The 23330-nt window shown below is 40.6% G+C and carries 20 protein-coding genes and 2 pseudogenes; 14 read left to right on the top strand and 8 right to left on the bottom strand.

Annotated elements, in window-relative coordinates:
* Positions 1 to 286: 286 nt before the first annotated feature.
* The gene (locus tag IQ230_RS07695) at positions 287 to 1414 is read left to right on the top strand and encodes a trypsin-like serine peptidase (RefSeq protein WP_193931439.1); all 1128 of its coding nucleotides are present in this window, start codon (positions 287 to 289) and stop codon (positions 1412 to 1414) included.
* Between the two features lie 169 nt (positions 1415 to 1583).
* Positions 1584 to 2072 carry a hypothetical protein gene (locus IQ230_RS07690; RefSeq protein ID WP_193931438.1) on the top strand — a complete coding sequence of 163 codons (489 nt, stop codon included), beginning with the start codon at positions 1584 to 1586 and terminating at the stop codon, positions 2070 to 2072.
* A 39-nt stretch (positions 2073 to 2111) separates the two neighbouring features.
* Here the strand turns inward: IQ230_RS07690 and IQ230_RS07685 are convergent, their stop codons facing one another.
* Both IQ230_RS07685 and sufR read right to left on the bottom strand, forming a co-directional pair.
* A complete protein-coding gene (locus IQ230_RS07685) occupies positions 2112 to 2369 on the bottom strand; it encodes a hypothetical protein (protein WP_193931437.1) in 258 nt (85 codons plus the stop codon).
* A 103-nt stretch (positions 2370 to 2472) separates the two neighbouring features.
* Positions 2473 to 3153, bottom strand: coding sequence for an iron-sulfur cluster biosynthesis transcriptional regulator SufR (gene sufR, locus IQ230_RS07680; protein WP_193931436.1), 681 nt, complete (start codon positions 3151 to 3153; stop codon positions 2473 to 2475).
* Between the two features lie 211 nt (positions 3154 to 3364).
* Here sufR and sufB point away from each other — a divergent pair, with 211 nt between their 5' ends.
* From sufB to IQ230_RS07660, 4 genes are read left to right on the top strand one after another with little or no spacing between them, the layout of a single operon-like run.
* Complete coding sequence (sufB, locus tag IQ230_RS07675; protein WP_193931435.1) at positions 3365 to 4801, top strand: Fe-S cluster assembly protein SufB; 1437 nt, start codon at positions 3365 to 3367, stop codon at positions 4799 to 4801.
* 60 nt (positions 4802 to 4861) lie between these two features.
* Positions 4862 to 5653: a Fe-S cluster assembly ATPase SufC gene (sufC, locus tag IQ230_RS07670; protein ID WP_193931434.1), complete on the top strand. Its 792-nt coding sequence runs from the start codon at positions 4862 to 4864 to the stop codon at positions 5651 to 5653.
* Entirely contained in the window at positions 5650 to 7017 is a 1368-nt protein-coding gene (gene sufD, locus IQ230_RS07665; protein WP_193931433.1) for a Fe-S cluster assembly protein SufD, read from the top strand. The genes sufC and sufD overlap by 4 nt, the downstream gene beginning before the upstream one ends.
* A gap of 51 nt (positions 7018 to 7068) precedes the next feature.
* Entirely contained in the window at positions 7069 to 8328 is a 1260-nt protein-coding gene (locus IQ230_RS07660) for a SufS family cysteine desulfurase (protein ID WP_193931432.1), read from the top strand.
* 41 nt (positions 8329 to 8369) lie between these two features.
* Here IQ230_RS07660 and IQ230_RS07655 read toward each other — a convergent pair whose 3' ends face one another.
* Together IQ230_RS07655 and IQ230_RS07650 are read right to left on the bottom strand one after the other, a co-directional pair.
* Positions 8370 to 8606: a hypothetical protein gene (locus tag IQ230_RS07655; RefSeq protein WP_193931431.1), complete on the bottom strand. Its 237-nt coding sequence runs from the start codon at positions 8604 to 8606 to the stop codon at positions 8370 to 8372.
* 301 nt (positions 8607 to 8907) lie between these two features.
* Entirely contained in the window at positions 8908 to 9801 is an 894-nt protein-coding gene (locus tag IQ230_RS07650; RefSeq protein ID WP_193931430.1) for a mechanosensitive ion channel family protein, read from the bottom strand.
* 241 nt (positions 9802 to 10042) lie between these two features.
* Between IQ230_RS07650 and IQ230_RS07645 the strand changes: the two genes are divergently transcribed.
* Positions 10043 to 11464 carry a carotenoid oxygenase family protein gene (locus tag IQ230_RS07645; RefSeq protein WP_193931429.1) on the top strand — a complete coding sequence of 474 codons (1422 nt, stop codon included), beginning with the start codon at positions 10043 to 10045 and terminating at the stop codon, positions 11462 to 11464.
* Between the two features lie 100 nt (positions 11465 to 11564).
* Here IQ230_RS07645 and IQ230_RS07640 read toward each other — a convergent pair whose 3' ends face one another.
* Positions 11565 to 12041 carry a hypothetical protein gene (locus IQ230_RS07640; RefSeq protein WP_193931428.1) on the bottom strand — a complete coding sequence of 159 codons (477 nt, stop codon included), beginning with the start codon at positions 12039 to 12041 and terminating at the stop codon, positions 11565 to 11567.
* 377 nt (positions 12042 to 12418) lie between these two features.
* Here IQ230_RS07640 and hemJ point away from each other — a divergent pair, with 377 nt between their 5' ends.
* Both hemJ and IQ230_RS07630 read left to right on the top strand, forming a co-directional pair.
* The gene (gene hemJ / locus IQ230_RS07635; RefSeq protein ID WP_193931427.1) at positions 12419 to 12985 is read left to right on the top strand and encodes a protoporphyrinogen oxidase HemJ; all 567 of its coding nucleotides are present in this window, start codon (positions 12419 to 12421) and stop codon (positions 12983 to 12985) included.
* Between the two features lie 73 nt (positions 12986 to 13058).
* On the top strand, positions 13059 to 14186 hold the full coding sequence (locus tag IQ230_RS07630) for a THUMP domain-containing class I SAM-dependent RNA methyltransferase (protein ID WP_228054671.1): 1128 nt from the start codon (positions 13059 to 13061) through the stop codon (positions 14184 to 14186).
* A 125-nt stretch (positions 14187 to 14311) separates the two neighbouring features.
* Here the strand turns inward: IQ230_RS07630 and IQ230_RS27635 are convergent.
* Positions 14312 to 14671 (bottom strand): annotated as a pseudogene (locus IQ230_RS27635) (WD40 repeat domain-containing protein); the annotation flags it as partial.
* A 76-nt stretch (positions 14672 to 14747) separates the two neighbouring features.
* Between IQ230_RS27635 and IQ230_RS07620 the strand changes: the two are divergent.
* The 5 genes and pseudogenes from IQ230_RS07620 to IQ230_RS07600 all read left to right on the top strand — a co-directional run bounded on the left by IQ230_RS07620 (position 14748) and on the right by IQ230_RS07600 (position 19761).
* A pseudogene (locus IQ230_RS07620) lies at positions 14748 to 15468 on the top strand (IS1 family transposase).
* 375 nt (positions 15469 to 15843) lie between these two features.
* Positions 15844 to 17205, top strand: a complete 1362-nt coding sequence (miaB, locus tag IQ230_RS07615; protein ID WP_193931425.1) for a tRNA (N6-isopentenyl adenosine(37)-C2)-methylthiotransferase MiaB — start codon at positions 15844 to 15846, stop codon at positions 17203 to 17205.
* Between the two features lie 157 nt (positions 17206 to 17362).
* Positions 17363 to 17662, top strand: coding sequence for a hypothetical protein (locus tag IQ230_RS07610; protein WP_193931424.1), 300 nt, complete (start codon positions 17363 to 17365; stop codon positions 17660 to 17662).
* An 85-nt stretch (positions 17663 to 17747) separates the two neighbouring features.
* Positions 17748 to 18845 (top strand): D-alanine--D-alanine ligase family protein, encoded by a 1098-nt coding sequence (locus tag IQ230_RS07605; protein ID WP_193931423.1) that lies wholly within the window; start codon positions 17748 to 17750, stop codon positions 18843 to 18845.
* 172 nt (positions 18846 to 19017) lie between these two features.
* A complete protein-coding gene (locus tag IQ230_RS07600) occupies positions 19018 to 19761 on the top strand; it encodes a hypothetical protein (protein WP_193931422.1) in 744 nt (247 codons plus the stop codon).
* 119 nt (positions 19762 to 19880) lie between these two features.
* Here the strand turns inward: IQ230_RS07600 and IQ230_RS07595 are convergent, their stop codons facing one another.
* A complete protein-coding gene (locus tag IQ230_RS07595) occupies positions 19881 to 21383 on the bottom strand; it encodes a P-loop NTPase family protein (protein ID WP_193931421.1) in 1503 nt (500 codons plus the stop codon).
* Positions 21384 to 21739: 356 nt separating this feature from the next.
* Positions 21740 to 23317, bottom strand: a complete 1578-nt coding sequence (locus IQ230_RS07590) for a hybrid sensor histidine kinase/response regulator (RefSeq protein ID WP_193931420.1) — start codon at positions 23315 to 23317, stop codon at positions 21740 to 21742.
* Positions 23318 to 23330: the final 13 nt, after the last annotated feature.

The raw sequence follows: 23330 nt of genomic DNA, 5'->3' as shown, positions 1-23330 counted from the left end.
GTTAGCAAGTTATTCTTACATCTTAATAAAGATTGTATAAAAAATTTAATGAATAACACAGCATTATTGAAGCGGAGATTTACCAGCAAACTAGTTTGGATAATATATTTGCAATTTGAGAAGCTTTTAGTACGCATGCAACTACCCTAGTGGCTCTGAATGAAAGCTAAGGCTTTTAAAGAAGCGATCGTTTTCAGGAACTAAAAACTTTTGGTTCCATCGTAATTGCATGAGATTTTATACCAAAAACTTTTTTGAAGAAGTGGTGTTCAGAGGAAAATCAGATATGAAATTTCAAATTCGCATTCAATTATACTTAGTGTTTATTACAACAATTGCAAGTGTAGTGCCTAATGTGGTTATGGCTGCACCTGGCTTTGTTTCTAAAGTCAACAACACTGTTACTACCAATAGCAACAATACTTACTGGACTCCACAGCGGCTGCAGAATGCTAAACCATTAAATTTACCTAAACCTACCAATCAGTTAACAACACAGACAGTTCCATTAGCAGGAACTCCAGTGAGTGCAAGCGGTCAAGCACCAACAATTAACATTGCACCTGATTTACAAAACAAGTTATTTCAACCACGTCAGACAAATTCTGTAGCCAATGAGCAACTAGTACAACCTAACAATGCTGGTTCAGCAAGAGCTTACTTTACAAGTTCTCGACTTGTTCCTTTATCAGCAGATCTTGTCTATCCTTATAGAGCAGTAGGAAAACTCTTTTTTACAATACCTGGTCAAGGCGACTTTGTTTGCTCCGGTGCAGTTATCAAACCTAGAATTGTCTTAACCGCAGGTCACTGCGTTCACGGTGGTAGTGGTGGTCAAAAAGGTTTCTTTACTAATTTCCTATTTGTTCCTGCATATCGAGATGGTGCTGCGCCCTATAAGTCTTGGAGTTGGAGTTATGTACTCACTCCAGATGCTTGGGCTAAAGGTAATGGCGTTGTCCCCAACGCAGCTGACTACGCGGTAATTGAAATCAACGATTTACCCTTTAAAGGAGTCTATCGCAAAATCGGTCAAGTGACTGGCTCTCTTGGTTTTAAGACTTTTAGTCTTTTTCCTAACCACGCAACTTTACTTGGTTATCCAGGCAATCTTGATAATGGCAATAAAATGCACCAGGTTAATGCCCAAAGTTTCCGCACCCGAACTCCCAATTCGGTAGAATATGGTTCTGATATGCGAGGAGGTTCAAGTGGTGGACCTTGGATACAGAATTTTGGAGTAGCATCTGTGGGGCAAAACGGAGGACAGAATCCTAGTTTAAATCAAATTATTGGAATTACTTCTTACGGACCTGCCTCAACTGATCTTCTGTTTCAAGGTAGTTCTGTTCCCGATTCTCGCTTCGTAAATATGTTAAATACAATCTGCAATAGAAGACCTGGAAACTGTTAGTAGTATAAGTATGGACAAGCAAGATGCCTACTCCACATTTCATATTAATTTAGTTAATTTACATAACTATACTGTAATTGTACTACTTGACTAGTTATTAATACTCGCGAAGAATAATTGTTACTTGTTAAAAAGATTTTTAATAAGCCTACTTTTTATAGAAAAATGTATGTTTAAAGTAATAGGAACGGTTATAGCTTTTCTGCTATTTCCTCAAGTAATCTTAGCTCAAGATCCTTTATGCTATGTAGAATGGCGTGGAGAAATTATTGATTTATCTAGTAGTATTTGCAATAAAACTAGAATCATAAACAAAATTTTACCTAATCGTGATAAATCAAAACCTCAGATAATTTCATTAGAAAATATCCGATTTTCTGAGGTCACAATTACACCCACTGCTGATAAAAATATTTTAGAAATCAAAGGAAATCTCACGAACGAGTCTAACTTAGCTGGAGTGTTACCAGTAATTCAATTGAATGTGTTTGACCAACGTAATAATCAAGTTGTTGCTAGTACATCTGTCTCTATAGAAGCAGGTGATGGGATAGATCCAGGAGAACAAATGTCATTTACAAAAATGCTGCACACAAGCACTTTTAACCATCTTGCAACTCTAACCAATCTCAAAGTCAAAGTTATTAGCTCTAATTAAATGAACTGTAAGACAATAAGTATTGTTATCAACTTTCAATCACCACTTTAGATAAGCAGCTTCAGTGCCTTGCTCTCGTCTAATTTTTCCATCTTGCTCAAACCAAGCAACGATTTGCTGTGGTGTCAAATCTTCTATAGCAACATTATAATCTCGGGCAATATGCTTCAAGAGCTTCCAAGAAGAAATCGTGAGCCGAGTCAAAAACTTCTCAGGAGACGATAGCAGCGCTGCATCTACTTTGGCTGATTCTTCTAACGTCAGGAATTGAGTTGAAGGTTGCTGTTGGGTGTTCATATTATCTCTGGTTGAATAACCAAACTATTGTTGAGTGACTAGTGACTAGCCACTAGAATCGTAAGTAGTTAACCGGAGTTGATATCATGAAAGAAGTCAGAAATTAGTGAGTTTTTTGTCTTGCTTGGACTAAATATCCACAGCGGTGTTCGCCGTCGATAATCCAGTGCGTGCGCTCTACGGTACAGTCAGGTAGCACTGCGGCAAACATTTCTAGTTCGTGAGTACAAACGCTAGGAAAAGACTCAGCTACATTAGAAATTGCGCAGTTATGTTCTGTGAGGATAAAGCGATCGCCTACACTCCTGAATTCATCTACAGGATACCACTCTGCCATGAATCCTTCTGCTTTTCTTAACTCGACTAACTTAGCTACACGTTCTTTGAGGGAACCATTACCAACGCGATCGCGATACTCAATTGCTTTGCGCTCCCATTGTTTGCGTAAAATGGAACTCATCTGATCGCGCCCGACAGTTTCTGCCAAAGTGTCTAATAAAGAAACAGCAAACTCACCATAACTATCTGAATCAGTTGAGTCGCGTCGCAAGCGATCGCGCCCTTGAGGGCTTAGCTGGTACATATGCTGCGGACGTCCCATTCCTGCCTGTACTGCTGCGTAGTGTATTAGCTCTTCTGCTTCAAGATCTTTAAGATGACGGCGAATTGCTTGTGGACTGACTTCTAGCTGCGTAGCAAGTTCCTGGGCTGTTGCCTGACCCTGTTTAAGTAGATAATGCAGGATATCCTGCTTGGTGGAGGACTGCTGCTGCGTAATCGCCATCTTTTTACCAAAATTTTTAGGTGAAAAATTTACTTTGACAACATAGCTGTTGTTAATGTAGCGTAAAATGGAGATAGATTAAACAACATACTTGTTGTTTTAGTTGATTTAATTGTAACAGCAGTTGCATCAAAAACGTCAAAAACTAAACTAATACCCGTCTTCCAGCCTTAAAAAGATCCTATTACAGAACACTAAGAGAACACTACCCATGAGTGCCACTGTCAAAACCCTAGTCAATCAGCCATACAAATACGGATTTGTCACCGACATTGAGGCAGATACGATTCCACGTGGACTGAGCGAAGATGTGATTCGGCTAATCTCTGCCAAGAAAGAAGAGCCAGAGTTCATGCTAGAGTTTCGCCTCAAAGCTTTCCGTCAGTGGCAAAAAATGACAGAACCTGCCTGGTCTAATGTCAAGTATCCTCCGATTAATTACCAGGATATCATTTATTACTCTGCACCGAAGAAGAAGCCTAAGCTCAACAGTCTAGAAGAAGTCGATCCTACGCTTCTAGAAACTTTTGAAAAACTAGGAATTCCTCTCTCAGAGCAAAAACGACTTTCTAACGTAGCAGTGGATGCTATTTTTGATAGCGTTTCCGTAGCGACAACATTCAAAGAAAAGCTTGCTGAAGAAGGCGTAATCTTCTGTTCCATTTCCGAAGCCTTACGAGAATATCCAGAGTTAGTGCAAAAGTACTTAGGTAGCGTTGTTCCCATTGCAGACAACTACTTTGCTGCGTTAAACAGTGCTGTATTCAGCGATGGTTCCTTTGTCTATGTTCCCAAGAACACCAAATGTCCGATGGAACTGTCTACTTACTTCCGCATTAACAGTGGTGATACTGGACAGTTTGAACGGACGCTGATCGTTGCTGAGGAAGGGAGCTATGTTTCCTACCTTGAAGGTTGTACAGCACCTATGTACGACACTAATCAACTCCATGCGGCTGTGGTAGAGTTGGTTGCGCTAGACAATGCAGAAATTAAATACTCTACAGTGCAAAACTGGTACGCTGGAGATGAAAATGGCAAAGGTGGAATTTACAACTTCGTAACTAAGCGCGGTTTGTGTCAAGGTGTGAACTCTAAAATTTCCTGGACACAAGTAGAAACAGGTTCAGCAATTACTTGGAAGTATCCCAGCTGCGTCCTCGTAGGCGATAATTCAGTTGGTGAATTTTACTCAGTTGCATTAACGAACAATATGCAGCAAGCTGATACTGGAACTAAAATGGTACACGTTGGGAAAAATACTCGTAGTACTATTGTTTCCAAAGGAATCTCAGCTGGACGCTCCTCGAATAGCTATCGCGGCTTAGTCAAAGTCAGTCCCAATGCCAAAGGTGCAAGAAATTATTCACAGTGCGATTCAATGCTGATCGGGGATAATGCTCATGCCAACACCTTCCCCTACATTCAAGTACAGAACAACACTGCCAGAGTAGAACATGAAGCGTCAACTTCTAAGATTGGTGAAGAACAGCTATTTTACTTTTCACAGCGTGGTATATCTGCAGAAGATGCTGTTTCTATGATGATTAGTGGCTTCTGTAAAGATGTCTTCAATCAGTTACCAATGGAGTTTGCAGTAGAAGCAGATCGACTACTGAGCTTAAAACTAGAAGGCAGTGTAGGCTAACTGTGGGATAAGTATTCTCCCTGTACCGTCCTGCTAAATGAACGACACAAAGACAAAAAGATGATTGTAGAAAACAGTGGAACTGTGCTGTCAGTGCGGGATTTGACAGCCGAAGTAGAAGGAACGCCGATTCTCAAAGGTGTTAACTTAGAAATTAAAGCCGGTGAAATTCATGCCATCATGGGACCAAATGGTTCTGGTAAAAGCACATTTTCAAAGGTTTTAGCAGGACACCCAGCTTATAAAGTGACTGGCGGTGAGGTGATTTTCCAAGGTAACAACTTACTAGAAATGGAACCAGAGGAACGCGCCCAAAGTGGTGTATTTATGGCATTTCAATATCCGCTAGAAATTCCTGGTGTTACCAACTTAGACTTTCTCCGAGTAGCTTACAACTCGCGACGCAAAGTGCAAGGTTTAGAAGAATTAGATGCTTTTGATTTTGATGAAATAGTCCAAGAAAAGCTGGAAGTCGTCAAAATGAATCCTACTTTTCTCAACCGTAGTGTCAATGAAGGCTTTTCAGGTGGTGAGAAGAAGCGAAATGAAATTCTGCAAATGGCGCTACTCGAACCAAAACTGGCAATTTTAGATGAGACAGACTCAGGATTAGATATTGATGCGCTCAAAATTGTTGCTAATGGAGTTAATCAATTAGCCACTCCAGATAATGCCATTCTTTTAATTACCCACTATCAGCGTCTACTTAACTACATCGTGCCAGACTTTGTTCATGTTATGGCAGATGGTCGTGTCATCACGAGTGGTGGTAAAGAATTAGCACTAGAGTTAGAGTCGCGTGGCTATGACTGGGTGCTAGAAGAGAACGTATCTGAGGTAGGAGCAAAATGAGTATTCAAGTCACTCCTGACCTAAACCAAGTTGGGGTAGTATCTTCAGTTGACACTGAGTTGTTGAGTCTATATCAAACACAATCGATCGCTGTTCAAGAACCAGAATTAGTATCTTTATTACAAGCAATTCGCGATCGCGCCGCTGAGACAGTACAGCAGTCTAAAATTCCCACAACTCGCGATGAAGAGTGGCGATTTACTGATTTATCTGCTTTAAAGTCAGTTAATTTTCAAGCCGCATCGTCATCAAAACCAAATTTAGCAGCACTTGAATCTCTTTTGCTGCCAGAAGCACGCAGTCGGTTAGTGTTTGTTAATGGTGTTTATGCACCCGACTTGTCAGCAGTTACACTACCTGATGGAATAATCGCGAGTAACCTTGATGGGCTACCACCAGCGTATCATTCTCAAATAAAAAAATATTTGGCACAACTTCCAGGTGCACAAGAAGTCTTTACTGCGCTGAATACAGCAGCGATCGCAGATGTTGCTATAGTTTGGATACCTAAAAATATTGTTGTCGAAACACCAATTCATCTCCTCTTTATTTCAACTGCGAGTAACACTCCAATCGTTTCGCAACCGCGTTGTCTTGTCGTAGCAGAATCGAATAGTAGCGTTACGCTGATTGAAGATTACTTCAATCAAATGACAAACCTAGAAGCAGAAGAAACCGAAGCCGAAGTAGGAGAAGCAGTTTACTTTACCAACGCAGTAACAGAAATTTGGCTGGCAGAAAACGCCCAAGTTAACCACACTAGAATCGAACGCGATAGCCCAGAAGCCTTTCATATTGGTAAAACTGCGATCGCCCAAGCAAGAGATAGCCGCTACACCTGCACTGCAATTACTTTAGGCGCAAAGCTATCACGTCACAATTTAGAAATCTTCCAAACTGGCGAACAAACCCAAACAATCCTCAACGGTTTAACTAAGATCTCCGGAAATCAACTCGCCGATACGCACAGTACTCTTGCACTCAATCATCCCTACGGTACAAGTCTCCAACAACATAAATGTATCGTCGGCGATCGCGCCCACGCAGTCTTCAACGGCAAAATCTTCGTACCTAAACCCGCACAACAAACAGACGCCGCCCAACTGAACCGCAATTTATTACTCTCACCCAAAGCCAGAGTAGACACCAAACCCCAACTAGAAATCACAGCCGATAACGTTAAATGCGCCCACGGCGCAACCGTCAGCCAACTTGATGACGATGAAGTCTTCTACCTCCAAAGCAGAGGACTCAACGCTACCGACGCCCGCAACCTCCTCGTCAACGCCTTCGCCGCCGAAATTATCAACCAAATCCCTATCCCTTCCCTCCAACAAACTCTACTAAAAACCATCAATCTTTAATCAATAACTCTGCGCCGAAGTTCGGTTCAATCACCTTCCCTTCCTCCAACCATGACACTCACCCGAGAAAAAACCCTAGCTGATCGCATCCGCAGCGACTTTCCCATTCTCCACCAAAAAGTCAACGGCAAGCCCTTAGTCTACCTAGACAACGCTGCGACATCCCAAAAACCACTACTTGTTCTCAACACACTCCGCGATTACTACGAACAGTACAATTCCAACGTGCATCGTGGTGTTCATACCCTCAGCGCCAAAGCTACCGATGCTTACGAAGCCGCAAGAGATAAAGTGGCAGCCTTCATCAACGCCGCATCGCGTCAAGAAATTGTCTTCACCCGCAACGCCTCCGAAGCAATTAACTTAGTCGCCTACAGTTGGGGAAGCAGCTTACAGACAGGAGATGAAATTATTCTCTCTGTTATGGAACACCACAGTAACTTAATTCCTTGGCAATTATTAGCACAACGCACTGGTGCAGTTCTAAAGTTTGTTGAATTAACAGCAGAACAAGAGTTTGACTTAGAACACTTTAAGTCACTCATTTCTGATAAAACAAAACTCGTCGCTACAGTTCATGTTTCTAATACTTTAGGTTGTATTAGTCCAGTTAAGGAAATCGCAGCGATCGCTCACGAACATGGTGCAAAAGTATTAATTGATGCTTGCCAAAGTGTTCCGCATATGCCAATCGACGTGCAGCAAATTGACTGCGATTGGTTAGTTGCTTCTGGTCATAAAATGTGCGCTCCTACTGGTATTGGTTTTCTTTACGGAAAATTAGATATCCTCCGCTCAATGTCGCCCTTTTTAGGCGGTGGTGAAATGATTGCGGATGTGTTTTTAGACCATGCTACCTACGCAGATTTACCACACAAATTTGAAGCCGGAACTCCAGCAATTGCAGAAGCGATCGCTCTTGGTGCAGCAGTAGACTACCTCAGTGCAATTGGTATGGATAATATCTATGCCTATGAAGCAGAATTAACAGCTTACTTGTGGGAACAACTCGGACAAATCTCTGAAATTCAGACTTATGGTCCTCAACCTAAAGTAGCAGGTTTAGGAAGAGCTGCATTAGCAGCATTTACTGCTGGCGATGTCCATCCTCACGATCTATCAACAATTTTAGATCAAGCGGGTGTTGCAATTCGCGCCGGACATCATTGTACTCAACCATTACATCGCCATCTTGGCATTCAATCTACCGCACGAGCTAGCTTATCTTTTTATAATACTCGGCAAGAAATTGATGTATTTATTGCCGCTTTGAAAGAAGCTATAGAATTTTTTGGCAGTATCTTCAGTTAAGTTATATCGGGTGAGTTTGACTTACCCGAATTCTAGCTATTCTAGTTTTGATGCCTAGTGACTTCTTTAAGTTCGGGAACAATATATATAGCAAGTGACAAAGAAATAGTAGATAAAGAAGAACATATATCTGTAAATTGAGTGTCTGGTAGAATTTTATGAACGAGATCTGCTGGTAATATAATGTAGTCTAAAAATAAATAAATAGCGATTCTTGCCCAACAAGAAAGCCCTAATTGTTTAAGTAAAATGAAAGGCGATCGCACTTGCTGAACCAAACATTTCCTTGTGAAAATAGGTTTAATTTGAATAATAAATTGCTTTAAATAAGTGAGAGGTAAGTTTAGCATTTATTGAAAAATAGCAGTAATTCTATATCAACTAATATTTAATTCATATACTATCTCATCCATATAAACAGAGAAATCGAGAAAACACGGATGTTGTGACAATCCGTTAAATAAGTAGTTTTACAGAATTAGAAGCATACTTTCTCATCCTTGATTCTTATAAATAAGTTGAATTAACACTAAAAATTGTAGCTACGATTGCAACAACTCAGTTTGTGTCAAACAAACGCTAGTTTACATGAGAATCAGTATTATCCTTAGATGGATAATGATCGTTGTATTTTTCTTGGTTGTAATAGTAAAGCGTACGAATTGGATAAGGAATATTAATTTCAGCGCGATCGCACGCTCGTTTTAGGGCAACAATAACGCGGGTTCTTGTTTGACGTACCTGAATTTTCTGCGGCGCACTCCAGTAACGCACCATTAACTCAATCGCACTATCACCAAAAGCAACTGCATCGACTTCAGGGGACGGGCTTGGTAAAACACCTTTAACTTGTTTAACAGTTTCTAGCAATAAATCGATTGCACTTGCTAAGTCAGTATTATAATCTACACCCAACTCCAAATCAGTTCGACGATGTGGCATTGCCGTTAGAACTTGCACGGAACTTGTAAACACAATAGCATTAGGAATTAAGACACGTTCTCCTTGATAGGTTTTAATTTGAGTTGAGCGAATTGTAATATCTTCTACTGTTCCTTCTGAACCATTAACAATAATCTGATCTCCCAAACGAAAAGGTTCATTTAAAAGTAATAAAACCCCTGCGAGAAAATTTTTGAAAATGTCTTGAAACGCAAAACCAAACGCTACTGAACTCAAGCCGAGTAAACCGATAATATCTCCCAAGCGCAAGTCTGGAAACGCCAGTACACAAGCAAAGAGAATCCCCACTACCCAAGTTGCAACATGAGTAATCTGTACGAGAAGCGATCGCAAGGATTGACTTTTCACTACTCGTTTGGTTGCTACATGAGTCATTCTCCGAGTGACATTAGCTGCATAACGCGTAAAAAAAAGAATAACAATTGCTGCTGCAAATGCTGGAAGCGCTTCAATAGCACTGCCTAACAACTGCAATAAACTTGACTGTACTTCTTGGATCAGAGCATTCATAAACTAAATTTTAGCTAGCACTTAGGACAATTTAATACTTAATTCCTCAAGCATTTTATCGCTTTGCAGAGTTATCAATGATGATTAAAGTTAGCTCAAAATACTTAAAGCTCAAAGTAAGTTTAAATTCCGTAGATGGGACTATCATGTATGCAAAGTTTGCACAAATAATCATCCTAATGTCGTCGCAAGTACAAAAGCGTTCTTGCTACCCTAGGGAAGTATGTATGCAAGCTGAAGAATGTACGCGACAAAAACATCAAAACCGTCCTGGGCAAAAGCGATCGCTCAACCTGCACAGGAATTTTCTCAGACTAACTTACCCATACTAGCTGGTAAAATTCCCACAAATCTACGCGGTACACTGTATCGCAATGGTCCTGCACGATTAGAGCGTGGCAATGCGCGTATGGGACACTGGTTTGATGGTGATGGTGCAATTTTAGCAGTAAATTTTGCTAATACCGCAGCTACAGCTTTATATCGTTATGTACAAACACAAGGTTATCAAGAAGAAGCTGCAGCAGGGCAATTGCTTTATGGTAACTATGGTATGACAGCACCAGGACCATTTTGGAATCAATGGTTCAAACCGATCAAGAACGCTGCAAACACCTCGGTTTTAGCATTACCCGATAAGCTTTTAGCGCTATGGGAAGGTGGTCATCCTTACGCGCTTGATCTGAAAACACTGCAAACGTGGGGATGTGACGATTTAGGAGGATTGCAAGATAATTTACCTTATTCTGCTCATCCTAAAATTGATGCTCAAACCGGAGAAATTTTCAACTTTGGCATTACCCCTGGCTTGAATGCAACACTCAATCTTTATAAAAGTGATGCGGCTGGCAAAATCTTGAAAAAAATAGCATTTACCCTCAAAGGCGTTCCGTTAGTACATGACTTTGTTTTAGCAGGAGAGTATCTAGTATTTTTTATACCGCCTATACGCCTCAATCCTTTACCAATTCTTGTTGGATTGAATAATTATAGTGATTCATTAGAATGGCAACCGCAACTTGGTACAGAGTTTTTAGTCTTCGATCGAGATTTAAGGCTTGTTTGCCGCGGTAAAACTGAAGCTTGGTATCAATGGCATTTTGCAAATGGTTATGTAGACGATCGCGGTAATATCATCGTCGATGTCATCCGCTATGAAGATTTTCAAACAAATCAATATCTCAAAGAAGTCGCTACAGGTGAAACGCACACTGCTGCTAAAAGCGCGCTTTGGAAAATATGTCTCGATCCGCGATTGGGGAAAGTGACAGCAATTGAAAATATTTTAGATCGCCATTGTGAATTTCCTGTTGTTCCTCCCTACTTGATAGGAAAACAAGCACAGCAGATTTATCTTTCTGTGCATCGTCCAGGAGTTGATCCGCGCCAAGAAATGTTTGGGGCGATCGCGCGTTTTGATTCTCAAACTCAAGGATTGGCGATCGCTGAGTGTGGTGAAAACCGCTACCCTACTGAACCAATTTATGTTCCCAATCCTGAAAATCTAGAGCGTGGTTGGATTGTAACAGTTGTTTATGATGGTAATACTAATAGCAGTGAAGTTTGGATCTTTGGCGATCGCCTCACAGAAGCACCAATTTGCCGATTAGGATTACCTAGTGTTGTTCCAATGGGGTTTCACGGTACATGGAAACCTGCGTAAATTGGATATGCAAACAGCTAGTCACAGCTAAATAAACTAAGTCCAGATGGTGCGTGGACTAGTAAGATTAATGTTGTAGTGAAACTCTATGTGGCTGCAGTTACGATCCAGTTACGGCTGGAACTGCACTATTAACAAATGCTCTCCAGTTCTGTGGCTGCATGAAATTTAAGTATTCTAATGCGAGGTCGGGTGGCAGAAATTCTAACATTAATTTGTTCTCCACCCAGAATTCGATAACATGAAAAGGATCGCGATCGCATTGTCTGACTAACCAACCTTCTCGCGCACCAATATCTTCAATCTCTTCACGGCTAGTCGGAACGGAAATTGCTGCATGGACTGCGGTAAAAGGGCTAGAGAAATTATTATGTGAAAATGCTGCTTCTTCAACCCCAGGGATCAATTCAGTTCCTGCCGGATACAATTCAATTGCTGTACCATACTCATCGTCAGCGATTACAATATAGCTTCCTGGATGTGGTGGAAAAGGAAGTGATTGTCCATGACAAACCTGGGCTAAAATTTCAGCAACATGAAGCGGGTTATCAACTGCAATTGAAATATGATGAAGCATAAAAAGTTACATCCTAAATATAAATGTTGCAATTTTTAACTAATTGCTATTTGCAAAGATAATAGCGATCGCTTGCCCTTCCTGCTACAACTTCGTAAGTCATATTACCTACTAGTTAGCCGCGTTCAGAACTCCTCGCTGGTATTATGTTTTCTACAAGCCAAAGCATAAAGTTTCCAGAAGAAGTTCGCTCAAACCTTTATTTTTTTTAGTCAATGGTAGTCAGATAAACTAAGCTAACTGCCAATCGAAAAGTGCTAATCGCTGCCAAGTGAGATTAAGAGTTTCAAAGAAAACTAAAATTTAAGGAGTTATCAGGTTTAAGGTGTGTATTTGTAGGCAATAGAAAGGACATTATTTAAAGAAGATTTGAGAATATGGCTTATTACTGGTTTAAAGCATTTCATCTTGTCGGTATTGTTGTTTGGTTTGCCGGATTATTCTACCTAGTACGTTTGTTTATCTATCACGTTGAGGCAAATGAGCAACCAGAACCCGCTCAAACAATTCTCAAAAATCAATATCAGCTGATGGAACGGCGACTGTACAACATCATTACTACCCCAGGAATGGTGGTGACGGTAGCAATGGCAATTGGGTTAATCAGTACTGAACCCGAAGTTCTTAAACAAGGTTGGTTACATATCAAATTGCTATTTGTCGTCTTGTTGATTGGCTATCATCACTATTGCAGCCGACTCATGAAGCAATTAGCAAAAAATGAGTGTCGCTGGAGTAGTCAACAGTTGCGTGCTTTAAATGAAGCGCCTACAGTGTTTCTCGTCGCAATTGTCTTACTAGCTGTATTTAAAAACAACTTACCTACAGACATCACAGCGTGGGGAATTTTAGCGATGATCGTCGCGATGGCAGCTACAATCCAACTCTATGCCAAAAAGCGCAGACTCGATAAAGAAAAAGTTATGGCACAAGCGCAAGAGTAACTACAAGGTGGGCTTGTGCCCATCTTACTCAGCATATTTTTATGCTCGCATACCTTCAATAAGCAAAACAACTTTGAATTCTAGCTATTTTGCGACAGTGCAACGCGGACTAGAACCCGTTGCGGCTCAAGAATTAGAACGTTTAGGCGCAAAAGAAGTACGTCCTGACTTTACTGGGGTGCATTTTGTTGGCGATCGCACAACGCTATACCGCGTCAATCTCTGGGCAAGAACAATTTTCAAGGTGCTAGTGCCAATTCAAGAATTTTACTGCCCTAACTCAGATATTTTATACCAAGAAGTGCAAAAAATTGCTTGGGATGAGTATCTCAAACCTAGCAACACGTTAGCGGTAAACTGCACAGGAGGTAATCAAAAACTCAACCATACCCACTTCACAGCGTTACAAGTCAAAAACGCCATTGTCGATCAACAGCGCGGAAAATCAGGTCAAAGATCAAATGTGGATCTCCAAAATCCGGATTTAACGATCAACGTTCACATCCATCACGACCGTTGTACTTTAAGCTTAGACAGTTCAGGTACAAGTTTACATCGACGCGGTTATCGCCAAGCAATGGGTGCAGCACCCCTGAAGGAAACACTTGCTGCTGCACTTTTAGATATGGCAGAGTGGGATACTAATCTACCGTTTTTAGATCCTTTCTGTGGTTCTGGAACCTTACCTATTGAGGCAGCGTTAAAAGCTTTGAATATTGCACCAGGTTTGTTTCGGCAAAAATTTGGCTTTCAAAACTTTCCTGATTTTGATCCTCAATTATGGCAACAACTGCTCGCAGAAGCGCAAAATAGCAGATTATTAGAACTACCGGCACCAATTTGGGGAAGCGATCGCGATCCCAATGTCCTAACTCAAGCACGTAGCAATGCTCAACGCTGTGGCATTGAACATCGAATTAAGTTGGCTCAAACTGAATTATCTCAACTCGAAGCGCCAGCCGACTGTGGAGTTATTGTTTGTAATCCACCATACGGAGAACGGATAGGGGAAACAAAAGAACTAGGTACGCTTTATAAAACGCTGGGTGATGTTTTTAAAAGACGTTTCAAAGGTTGGACAGCCTTTGTCTTAACAGGAAACAAAGAATTAGCCAAAAAAGTTGGACTAAGAGCATCGCGACGCATTCCGGTCTACAACGGCGCTTTAGCGTGTACGCTACTGAAGTACGAACTATATTAAAATTAGGTAGTTTTAGTGATTTTCTACTTGGTTTTATTGAACACATTCCAACTACTCTTCAGCAGCTTCCAAAACTTTCAGAGTGACTTTTTGAGCTTCCGTTAAACCTGTAACGCCTGTAATGTTCATGCCTTCATATGATATGGTCTAGGCGTTTTGAGTGTCTGAAAACACTCACCTGTTTGAACGTCCCAAAGCTTGATTGTCTCATCTTGACTGCTACTGACTAAGGTCTTACTATCCGGACTGAAGGCAACGGATAATACCCAGTTCGTATGTCCATGTAGTATTTTGTAGCATTGAGTATGCAAAATATCCCAGAGTCGAATCTTTTGATTGTGACTGCCACTGACGAGGGTTTTACCATCTGGACTAAAGGCAACTGAGAAAACTTTGCTAGTGTGTCCCTGCAACGTTTGAACGCACCTACCGTCTGAGACATTCCATAGCCTGATTGTTGTGTCATAGCTACAACTAGCAAGAAGTTAACTATCAGGACTAAAAGTAACCGACCATACCCAACCGTTGGGCGTTGCATAATAAGAATATGAATTCTGGCAAATATTCACGAAATGTCCGCGTTGTCATTCAAATCATATTCGGAAAAATGGGAAGCAAAGAGGTAAACAAAACTACGTATATGCCAAATGTGGTCGTCAATTTATTGAAGATTACAATCACAAAGGGTACAGTGATGAAATTAAACGAGAATGTTTAGAAATGTATGTCAATGGTTCAGGTTTTCGTGCCATAGAAAGAGTGAAAAAAGTACATCATACAACGGTAATTTATTGGGTGAAACAAATAGGTAGTCAGTTACCATCAAATCCAAAAACAACAGAAATACCTGAAATCACCGAAATTGATGAGTTAGAAACTTTATCGTGTCAAAAAACAAAATTTGGGTATGGAGTGTAGTCAATCGTAGGACTTCAGGAATTTTAGGATGGGTATTAGGAGATAGAAGCTCAGATACTTTTAAGCAATTGTGGCAGAGAATTAAGGCATGGAACTCATATTTTTACGTGACAAATGGCTATCCTGTTTATCCATGTTTTATTCAGCCAGAAGACCATCTGATTAGAAAGACATACATGACAGAATAAAAGGTGAAAATAGCAGGTTAAAACATTACTTAGCTCGATTACATCGCCAAACTTTTTGTTATTCTAAAACCGTAGAAATGCTGGAATTCTCCATTAGATTGTTAGTTTATTATCTCAAGCACCGCTGTATTCCAGTTATAGGGATTTGTCTGTGCGAGGATACGGCGAACGCCTAATTCATATTTTGATTCAGCAACGCCGAAAAAACAATTCCCAAAGCTCTAGCCATATTCCATCACGAATAATGTCGCTAGCACGTATGAGTTCATATTGTCTATTCTCAAACTCTTGAAACACCATCTATATCTCAACAAATCTCAATCAATAATTATGAATTACTTAAATTTTGACTTTTACCTAATTATCTCAAAATAGCCCATCCTAATTATTGAATAATTTTCAAACAACTACCAAAACCTAAAACATAAGTAGTAAAGCCTGATTAGTATGATTTGAGATGGTTGCAACGAGCTAAGCATTCTCAACTGCTTCCAACAAAAATCTATAATTGAAATTTGGATGCTGTATTCTATTGTCACCTGTAGATCGCAATGACCACTTTTAACCGCCGCTACCACATCACTACTTTTGGTTGCCAGATGAACAAAGCCGACTCAGAACGGATGGCTGGTATCCTAGAAGATATGGGCTTTCAGTGGTCAGAAGACCCGAATCAAGCAGACTTGGTACTTTATAACACTTGTACAATTCGGGATAACGCCGAACAGAAGGTTTATTCTTACCTTGGTAGACAAGCAAAGCGCAAACACGAACACCCCGAATTAACTTTAGTTGTTGCTGGATGTGTTGCGCAACAAGAAGGTGAGTCACTACTAAGAAGAGTACCAGAACTCGATTTAGTAATGGGACCCCAACACGCTAATCGCTTACAAGATTTGCTAGAGCAAGTTTTTGCAGGAAATCAGATAGTTGCCACCGAACCAATTCATATTGTTGAAGATATTACTAAGCCCCGTCGTGATAGTACCGTAACTGCTTGGGTTAATGTCATTTATGGTTGTAATGAACGTTGTACCTATTGTGTAGTTCCAAATGTACGCGGTATTGAACAATCGCGCACACCTGAAGCAATTCGGGCAGAAATGGTAGAACTAGGTCAGCAAGGTTTTAAAGAAGTAACCTTGCTAGGGCAAAATATCGATGCTTACGGGCGCGATCTACCAGGTACAACACCCGAAGGACGACACTTGCACACATTAACTGACTTATTGTACTATGTGCATGACGTACCAGGAATTGAACGTTTGCGGTTTGCGACGAGTCACCCGCGTTATTTTACGGAGCGTTTGATTCGTGCTTGTGCGGAGTTACCTAAGGTGTGCGAACACTTCCATATTCCTTTTCAATCAGGCGATAACGAAGTTTTAAAACAAATGTCGCGGGGTTACACTCAGGAGAAATATCGACGGATTATTGATACAATTCGGCGGTATATGCCCGATGCCTCAATTAGTGCAGATGCGATCGCCGGTTTTCCTGGAGAAACGGAAGCACAGTTTGAAAATACGCTCAAGCTTGTGGATGATATTGGTTTTGACCACTTGAATACTGCTGCATATTCTCCGCGTCCAGGTACGCCAGCAGCTTTGTGGGATAATCAACTCAGTGAAGAAGTTAAAAGCGATCGCCTCCAACGACTCAACCACCTAGTTGCTATTAAAGCAGCAGAGCGTTCTCAGCGCTATCTCGCTCGAATTGAAGAAGTACTAGTTGAAGATCAAAATCCTAAAGATCCCACGCAAGTTATGGGGCGGACTCGTAGTAACCGCTTAACTTTCTTTCCTGGCAATATTGCTGAACTGAAAGGTAAGTTAGTACATGTTAAAATCACCGAATTCCGTGCTTTTAGTCTAACTGGTGAAGTTGTGGTACGCCAACCAGTCACAATTTAACCACAAAATAGTTTTGAATTTTGAGTTATGAGTTTGAATTGAAAAATCTTAACTCAACACCAAACATTGATAACTCCGCTTTCTAGGACTATAGTGACCAATTACTAACTTGGAAGCAATTGCACATAATGTCAAATACGTTGCAGGGTATTGCAGTATGAAAATTCGTTTTCACCAAGAACCTACAAAAGGACGGCAGAATAAATGCTTGATTTGTGGCTGTTTGTACAATCTCAAAACAGCAAGGGCGTCAGTGTATAGCGACCAAGGTATTGAATATGGTGACATTTGCCCTGATTGTCTAGCATTAGGCGCCCAAGGAATCAAGTCTCGCCTACAAACTAATATTCAACGGTTACGAGAATTTGCTGATGAATTAGAATCTCTATCATCAGAACAAGTACATTTACCTGAATTAGAAGCTGAGTTTAGTGTTTATCGCCGCATGACATCTTGAGTCTTGATTCCTTATTTCCTCGCTCCTCACCCCTTGCCTATGGTACGCTATTGCGCAATGAGGAGCGCCTAAAGGTAAATAGCAGATGAGTAAATTGCGGGTAGGATTGTTGTTTGGTGGTCGTTCGGGAGAACACGAAGTTTCGATTAGTTCAGCACGGGCGATCGCACAAGCGATCTTGTCAGATCAAAATGCCCAGAAATACGAACTACTACCGTTTTATATTCAAAAAGATGGGCGTTGGCTTCCTGGAGAAATTGCCCAACAAGTGCTTACATCTAGTACTCCTTTGCAACTCAATGAATCAAATACCCAATCACACAACCAAACATCGCTACCGATCCCAACATCTCCTGATTTACTCTCCTCTTCCTCTACGCCAGTTACAGATGTAGATGTTTGGTTTCCTATTCTTCACGGTCCTAATGGTGAAGATGGTACAATACAAGGATTGTTGCAACTAATGCAAGTTCCCTACGTAGGATCTGGGGTATTAGGTTCGGCAATGGGTATGGATAAAATCGCTATGAAAATGGCATTTGCTCAAGCTGGATTGCCACAAGTTAAATATATGGCAATTAATCGCGCTCAAGTATGGTCGAATCCTTGTGTATTTCCCAAATTGTGCGACCAAATTGAAGCAACCCTTGGTTATCCCTGTTTTGTGAAACCAGCAAATTTAGGTTCTTCAGTCGGCATTGCTAAAGTGCGATCGCGTGGTGAATTAGAAACTGCTCTAGACAACGCTGCTAGCTACGATCGGCGGTTGATTGTCGAAGCAGGAGTTGTTGCCCGCGAACTTGAATGTGCTGTATTAGGAAATGATAACCCTAAAGCTTCCGTTGTCGGAGAAATTACATTCGAGAGTGATTTTTACGACTATGAAACAAAATATACTGCGGGGAAAGCAAACTTATCAATCCCTGCACCTGTACCCGAATCTGTTTCTTCTGCAATTCAAGAAATGTCACTCCAAGCTTTTGCAGCTGTGGATGCGGCAGGTTTAGCAAGAGTTGATTTCTTCTATGTCGAAGCCACTGGAGAAGTTTTAATCAATGAAATTAATACTTTACCTGGCTTTACTGCAACAAGTATGTATCCTCAAATGTGGGAAAAAAGTGGTGTTCCTTTTGCTGAATTAGTCGATCAACTAATTCAATTGGCGTTAGAACGACGTGGCTAGTGATTAGTTATGAGTTATGAGTTATGAGTTTTGAATAGATAACAGTATTCTCCCTCTGCTTGTTCTGCTTCTTCAACTCCCTAACCTCCGCAATCTTCAACTTCCGATCGCTAACCACCAGATCTATTAGATAATTAAAAACAAAACAGGGTGTACGCCTCTGAAATTAGCTATGGACGACAATCAGAGTACACAGCAGTCCTCACAACAACGTAGTAACTTACAGCTAGCTCGTGCGAGACGCCGAGGATCGGCAAAATCCTCAGCTTTGAATTCACTATTTGCCCTGTTGCTATCACCTTGGCTGCTTTGGCCTTTGCTATGGTTAATATTACTTCTAATCGCTACTCTTTCGATTTTCAGTTTGACCTTTACTGGTTTTGTCGATCGCGTAGAAACTCCTGTACCGTTGGTAGCTCCGACACCTGAAACAGCAACTTCAGGTAGCGATCGCATTGCTGTATGGGTAGTTGGTGCTATTGTTGCTTGTGCTGCTGGATATGGAATCGTCTTCCGACAACTGCAAGGTTCATTGTCGCAACCAAAACGTCAACGCCGTCAACGCCGAACGCGCAAGAGACTACCACGAATTAGTCCTCGTGTAGAAACCAGTGTCGTTGAACCAACTATTTCTGTGCCCCCTCCTAAACCATCTGTCAAAGTTACAGAATCAGTTGAACCTCCGTCCATTGCAAAGATTAGAGAACCACAAATCTCCGAACCTCCTACTGCAGAAGTCAAAGAAACTATCCCACTATCAGATAGTCATGGTAGTAGTGAAGATCCCAGAGTGACTATCTTGCCACCAGAAGAACTCCAAGCGGTGGATGTTGAAAAAGTATCGCTAGCAGAAATGATGGATATTCGCAAGCATCGTCCGTTGTCTTCTATTTTGGGTAAAACTTATGATGAATAAATCACAGATACCCTTCAACTAAAGTCGGAGCTACTCAAGTAAAGTATGCCTTCGCGCACTAATACGATTTTTAACAGTAAGCTTACGGAGGTGGAAAGAGTTCTTGAGTAGCAAACAAATTACCCCCGATCGCTGATCTGAAGTAGCGATCGCCAGTCTGCAACTGCTTTTTGATGCCATAGCCATTGGCGCTCAAGCTGCTGAGGTCGAAAATTCACTGAATCTTCTGCTAAGACTTTTTTATGGAGTTTCACAGCTTCATAAACTAATTTCGCTTGTTTATCCGACGATTGATTCTGCGCTGATTGATGTAATACTAAAGCAAGACCAGCGTACGTTGTCAGGAGTTCGCTACTGTTGCTGGAGCTAGAATTTATACGAGTTTCTGGTGTTGTAGGTGATTGATTAGCTAAATATAATGCCTCGAACCAAGCATCATTAGCCTGATGTAAGTCGTCTTGTGCATAGTAGGCAAAGCCTAACGCATTGTAATACTTAATCTGTGGCTTTTGCTTAACAGCATCTTCCCAGTAACGACGCGCTTGTTCCATTTGTGAAGATTGCCATGCTAAACGCCCTCGAAGATACAAGATTGTATCAGTTTTAGCATAGGAAACTATATCAAGTGCTGCACGAGCATTTTGTAAATCGTTGCGATTTAGAAGTTCTTCCACCAAGTTCTGCGCAGTACTGAAGTCTCCTTGTTTAAACCTAGTCATAGCGATCGCAGTGACTTCTTGTGTACTAACAGCGTGCCAGTGGCGATGATTTAATCTACTTAATCCTAATGGTGTAAAAGATGCAGTAATTTGTCGTAATGGTTGATGTCCCCATAACAGAGTTGCGATCGCGACAAGTGCCATCATCAAAGTTCCAACTACCAAGGTAGCAAAAACGCTGCTTTCTGATGTTTTTTGAGGCGGCGGTTCAACTTGTTGCTGGGTTGTTATTTGAGTTTCGCGTGCAGAAAATACTGAAGCATCTTCCTTTTCAGGAGTAGAAGGAGGCGATGCGGCTAGTTGACTAAAAATGTCTGCAACAACAGCTGAATCTTCTGCATAAGCAGGATCGCTGTCATCATTTATGAATTCTTCCCACTCTTCCTTAGCAAGAGATTCTATCACTAACCTTCTTTCATCTTCTGATTGGATTTTATGAATAACTGAATCCCAATTCATTTGTGCTAAAACATTGCTAGATGGTGCTTGTAAGCGGTTAATTCTCAGCGCAATTTGAGGATTGCTAATCAAAAAACGCTCTTCTGCATAAAGAAGTTCCCAAGGTACACTTGCTAAATTAGCAGTGTCAATTTCCAGCGATAGTAGCAATACTACTTGTTCTTGCTGGGCAATGTTTCGTGCTGCGTTCCAGCTATCTTTAATTTTTCCTGTAAATAATGCTGAGAAAAGCTGCTTACCTAACGCAATCAATGTATATAAGTCGTAGCGATCGCGCAATGGTACAACATTTGTGCTAATCTGTTCTGCATGAATTAACCACTCCTCTACATTCCACTCTACAACTTCTTCAGCAAGTAACATTTTGTCTGGTACTTGTTTTGTCTGTAGTTTGTAAGTGTTATGTCCAATATAAGCTACGCAGAGGTGAAATTCTTGCGTCACAGTCGCTCCTATTTTATATACTGATAGGGAAAGGCTCAAGAATAAAGAGTTTATTCGCCATTTTGAATAGGAAGCTCACTATTTGATGCGTGAGTGTCTATATTTGTCACTATATTTAGACACCAACTACTCTTTCCCTTAATTTTTGTTGCCTATTTTGCTGTTTTACTCCTTAAGTGCAACGATCAATGCTTTATCTTGCTAGATTACTTAGATGTTTTTTCTGCAGATAAGGTTTCTTAATTTCAATAAGTTAATGCAAAACTAGTTTTTAACTTGATATCAAATTGGCTTTCTTTCTGATGGCTCAGCCTTGAATTAGGTTCTATATAATTAAATTCATTATTATTTAATACTTATAGTTCATTGCCTACTACACTACTTAAAGTGACAGTAAACGTTGTCCACCCCTGATGACTAGTAACATGAATTGTTCCTTGCAGATGTTCGACAAGTTTTTGAACTAAAGCAAGTCCTAACCCTGTACCTCCTTGTTGCCAGCGATCGCTTTGAGGAATGCGATAAAATTTTTCAAAGATTCTTGGTAATTGCTCAGCAAAAATTTCTGCTTGATTGCTAACCCTAAAAATTGTTTTTGTTACAGGTAGTATTTCTGACTTTATAGCATCTACAAAGCTTGGATTATTTCCTGGCAATTGACTGTGTTGCTCAACACTTAGGACAATTTTGCCATGAGCTGAGGTATATTTACAGGCATTATTAAGCAGCTCAGCGATAATTCTCTCTAAGCTAGCACGGTCAGAAAGCAACGGCAATAAGTTAGGACGTATATCAATTTGTAAGATCTGTTGACGCTGTTCGCTACGGTTACAAAAAGGCTCAATGATTTTTGGCAACCAATCGTTTAAGTGAATGGCTTCTGTGAGTACCATTGGATAAGATGCTAATTCTAGCCTTTGTAAATCGAGCAAATCATTAATTAGCTCAGTTTCTCGCGTGCATTCTGCTTGTAAAATCTCTAAATATCGCCGACTGCGCTCTGTATTGTTAGAAACAGACAGCATTTGAATTGCCATTTTCATATTAGCGATCGGAGTACGCAACTCATGTGAAACTGTACTCAAAAAATCGTCTTTGAGTTGATTCAGTTTTTCTAGCTGAGCAACAAGCCTTTCTTGCTCAATTTGCTTTTGACGTGCTTCTTTTGCTTGCTTCCGTTCAGTAATATCGCGAAAAACTAATACGGCACCAGTAATATTTCCTTTGTCATCCCTTATTGGTGCTGCACTGTCATCAATAGGAATTGCATGACCATTTTTAGTAATAAGAAGTGTTTCTTCACTAATGCCAACTGTTGTTCCTTTTTGTAGTGCTTGTACAACAGGACTATCTATTTTTTGACGAGTTACTTCATGGGTAATATTAAATATTTCTGCTGCATCTTTACCGCAAGCTTCTTCATGCTTCCAGCCTGTTAGATATTCAGCGACAGGGTTCATAAAAGTGACAGCACCACAAGCATCACTAGTAATAACAGCATCTCCAATACTTTTCAGTACTGTTGCTAACCATTGTTCACTTTGTTTCAGTTTTTTCTCAATTTGATGCTTTGTGAGCGTAATTTCAATAGTTGTTTTGAGCTCTTTTTCTTTAAAAGGTTTTAAGATATAGCCAAATGGTTCAGTTAATTTAGCTCTTTCTAATGTACTATCATCCGCATTAGCTGTTAAATAAACTATCGGAATATTTAAATTTTGGTAAATTAGTTGTGCTGCTTCAATTCCATCAATTTCTCCTTTTAAGCGAATATCCATAAGGACTAAATCAGGAGTTTTTTCTGCTGCCTTCTTGATGGCTTCGTTTCCAGATGAGACAACAGCAACAACATTGTATCCGAATTTAGTTAGCCGATTTTGTATATCTTTGGCAACGAGAAGCTCATCTTCTACAATTAAGATATTTGCCTGACCCATTGTGGTTATTTAT

The sequence above is a fragment of the Gloeocapsopsis crepidinum LEGE 06123 genome, from assembly GCF_015207655.1.
Taxonomy (GTDB): Bacteria; Cyanobacteriota; Cyanobacteriia; order Cyanobacteriales; family Chroococcidiopsidaceae; genus Gloeocapsopsis; species Gloeocapsopsis crepidinum.
Note: the sequence above shows the minus strand (reverse complement) of the source record. Positions and strands in the feature narration are given on the sequence as shown.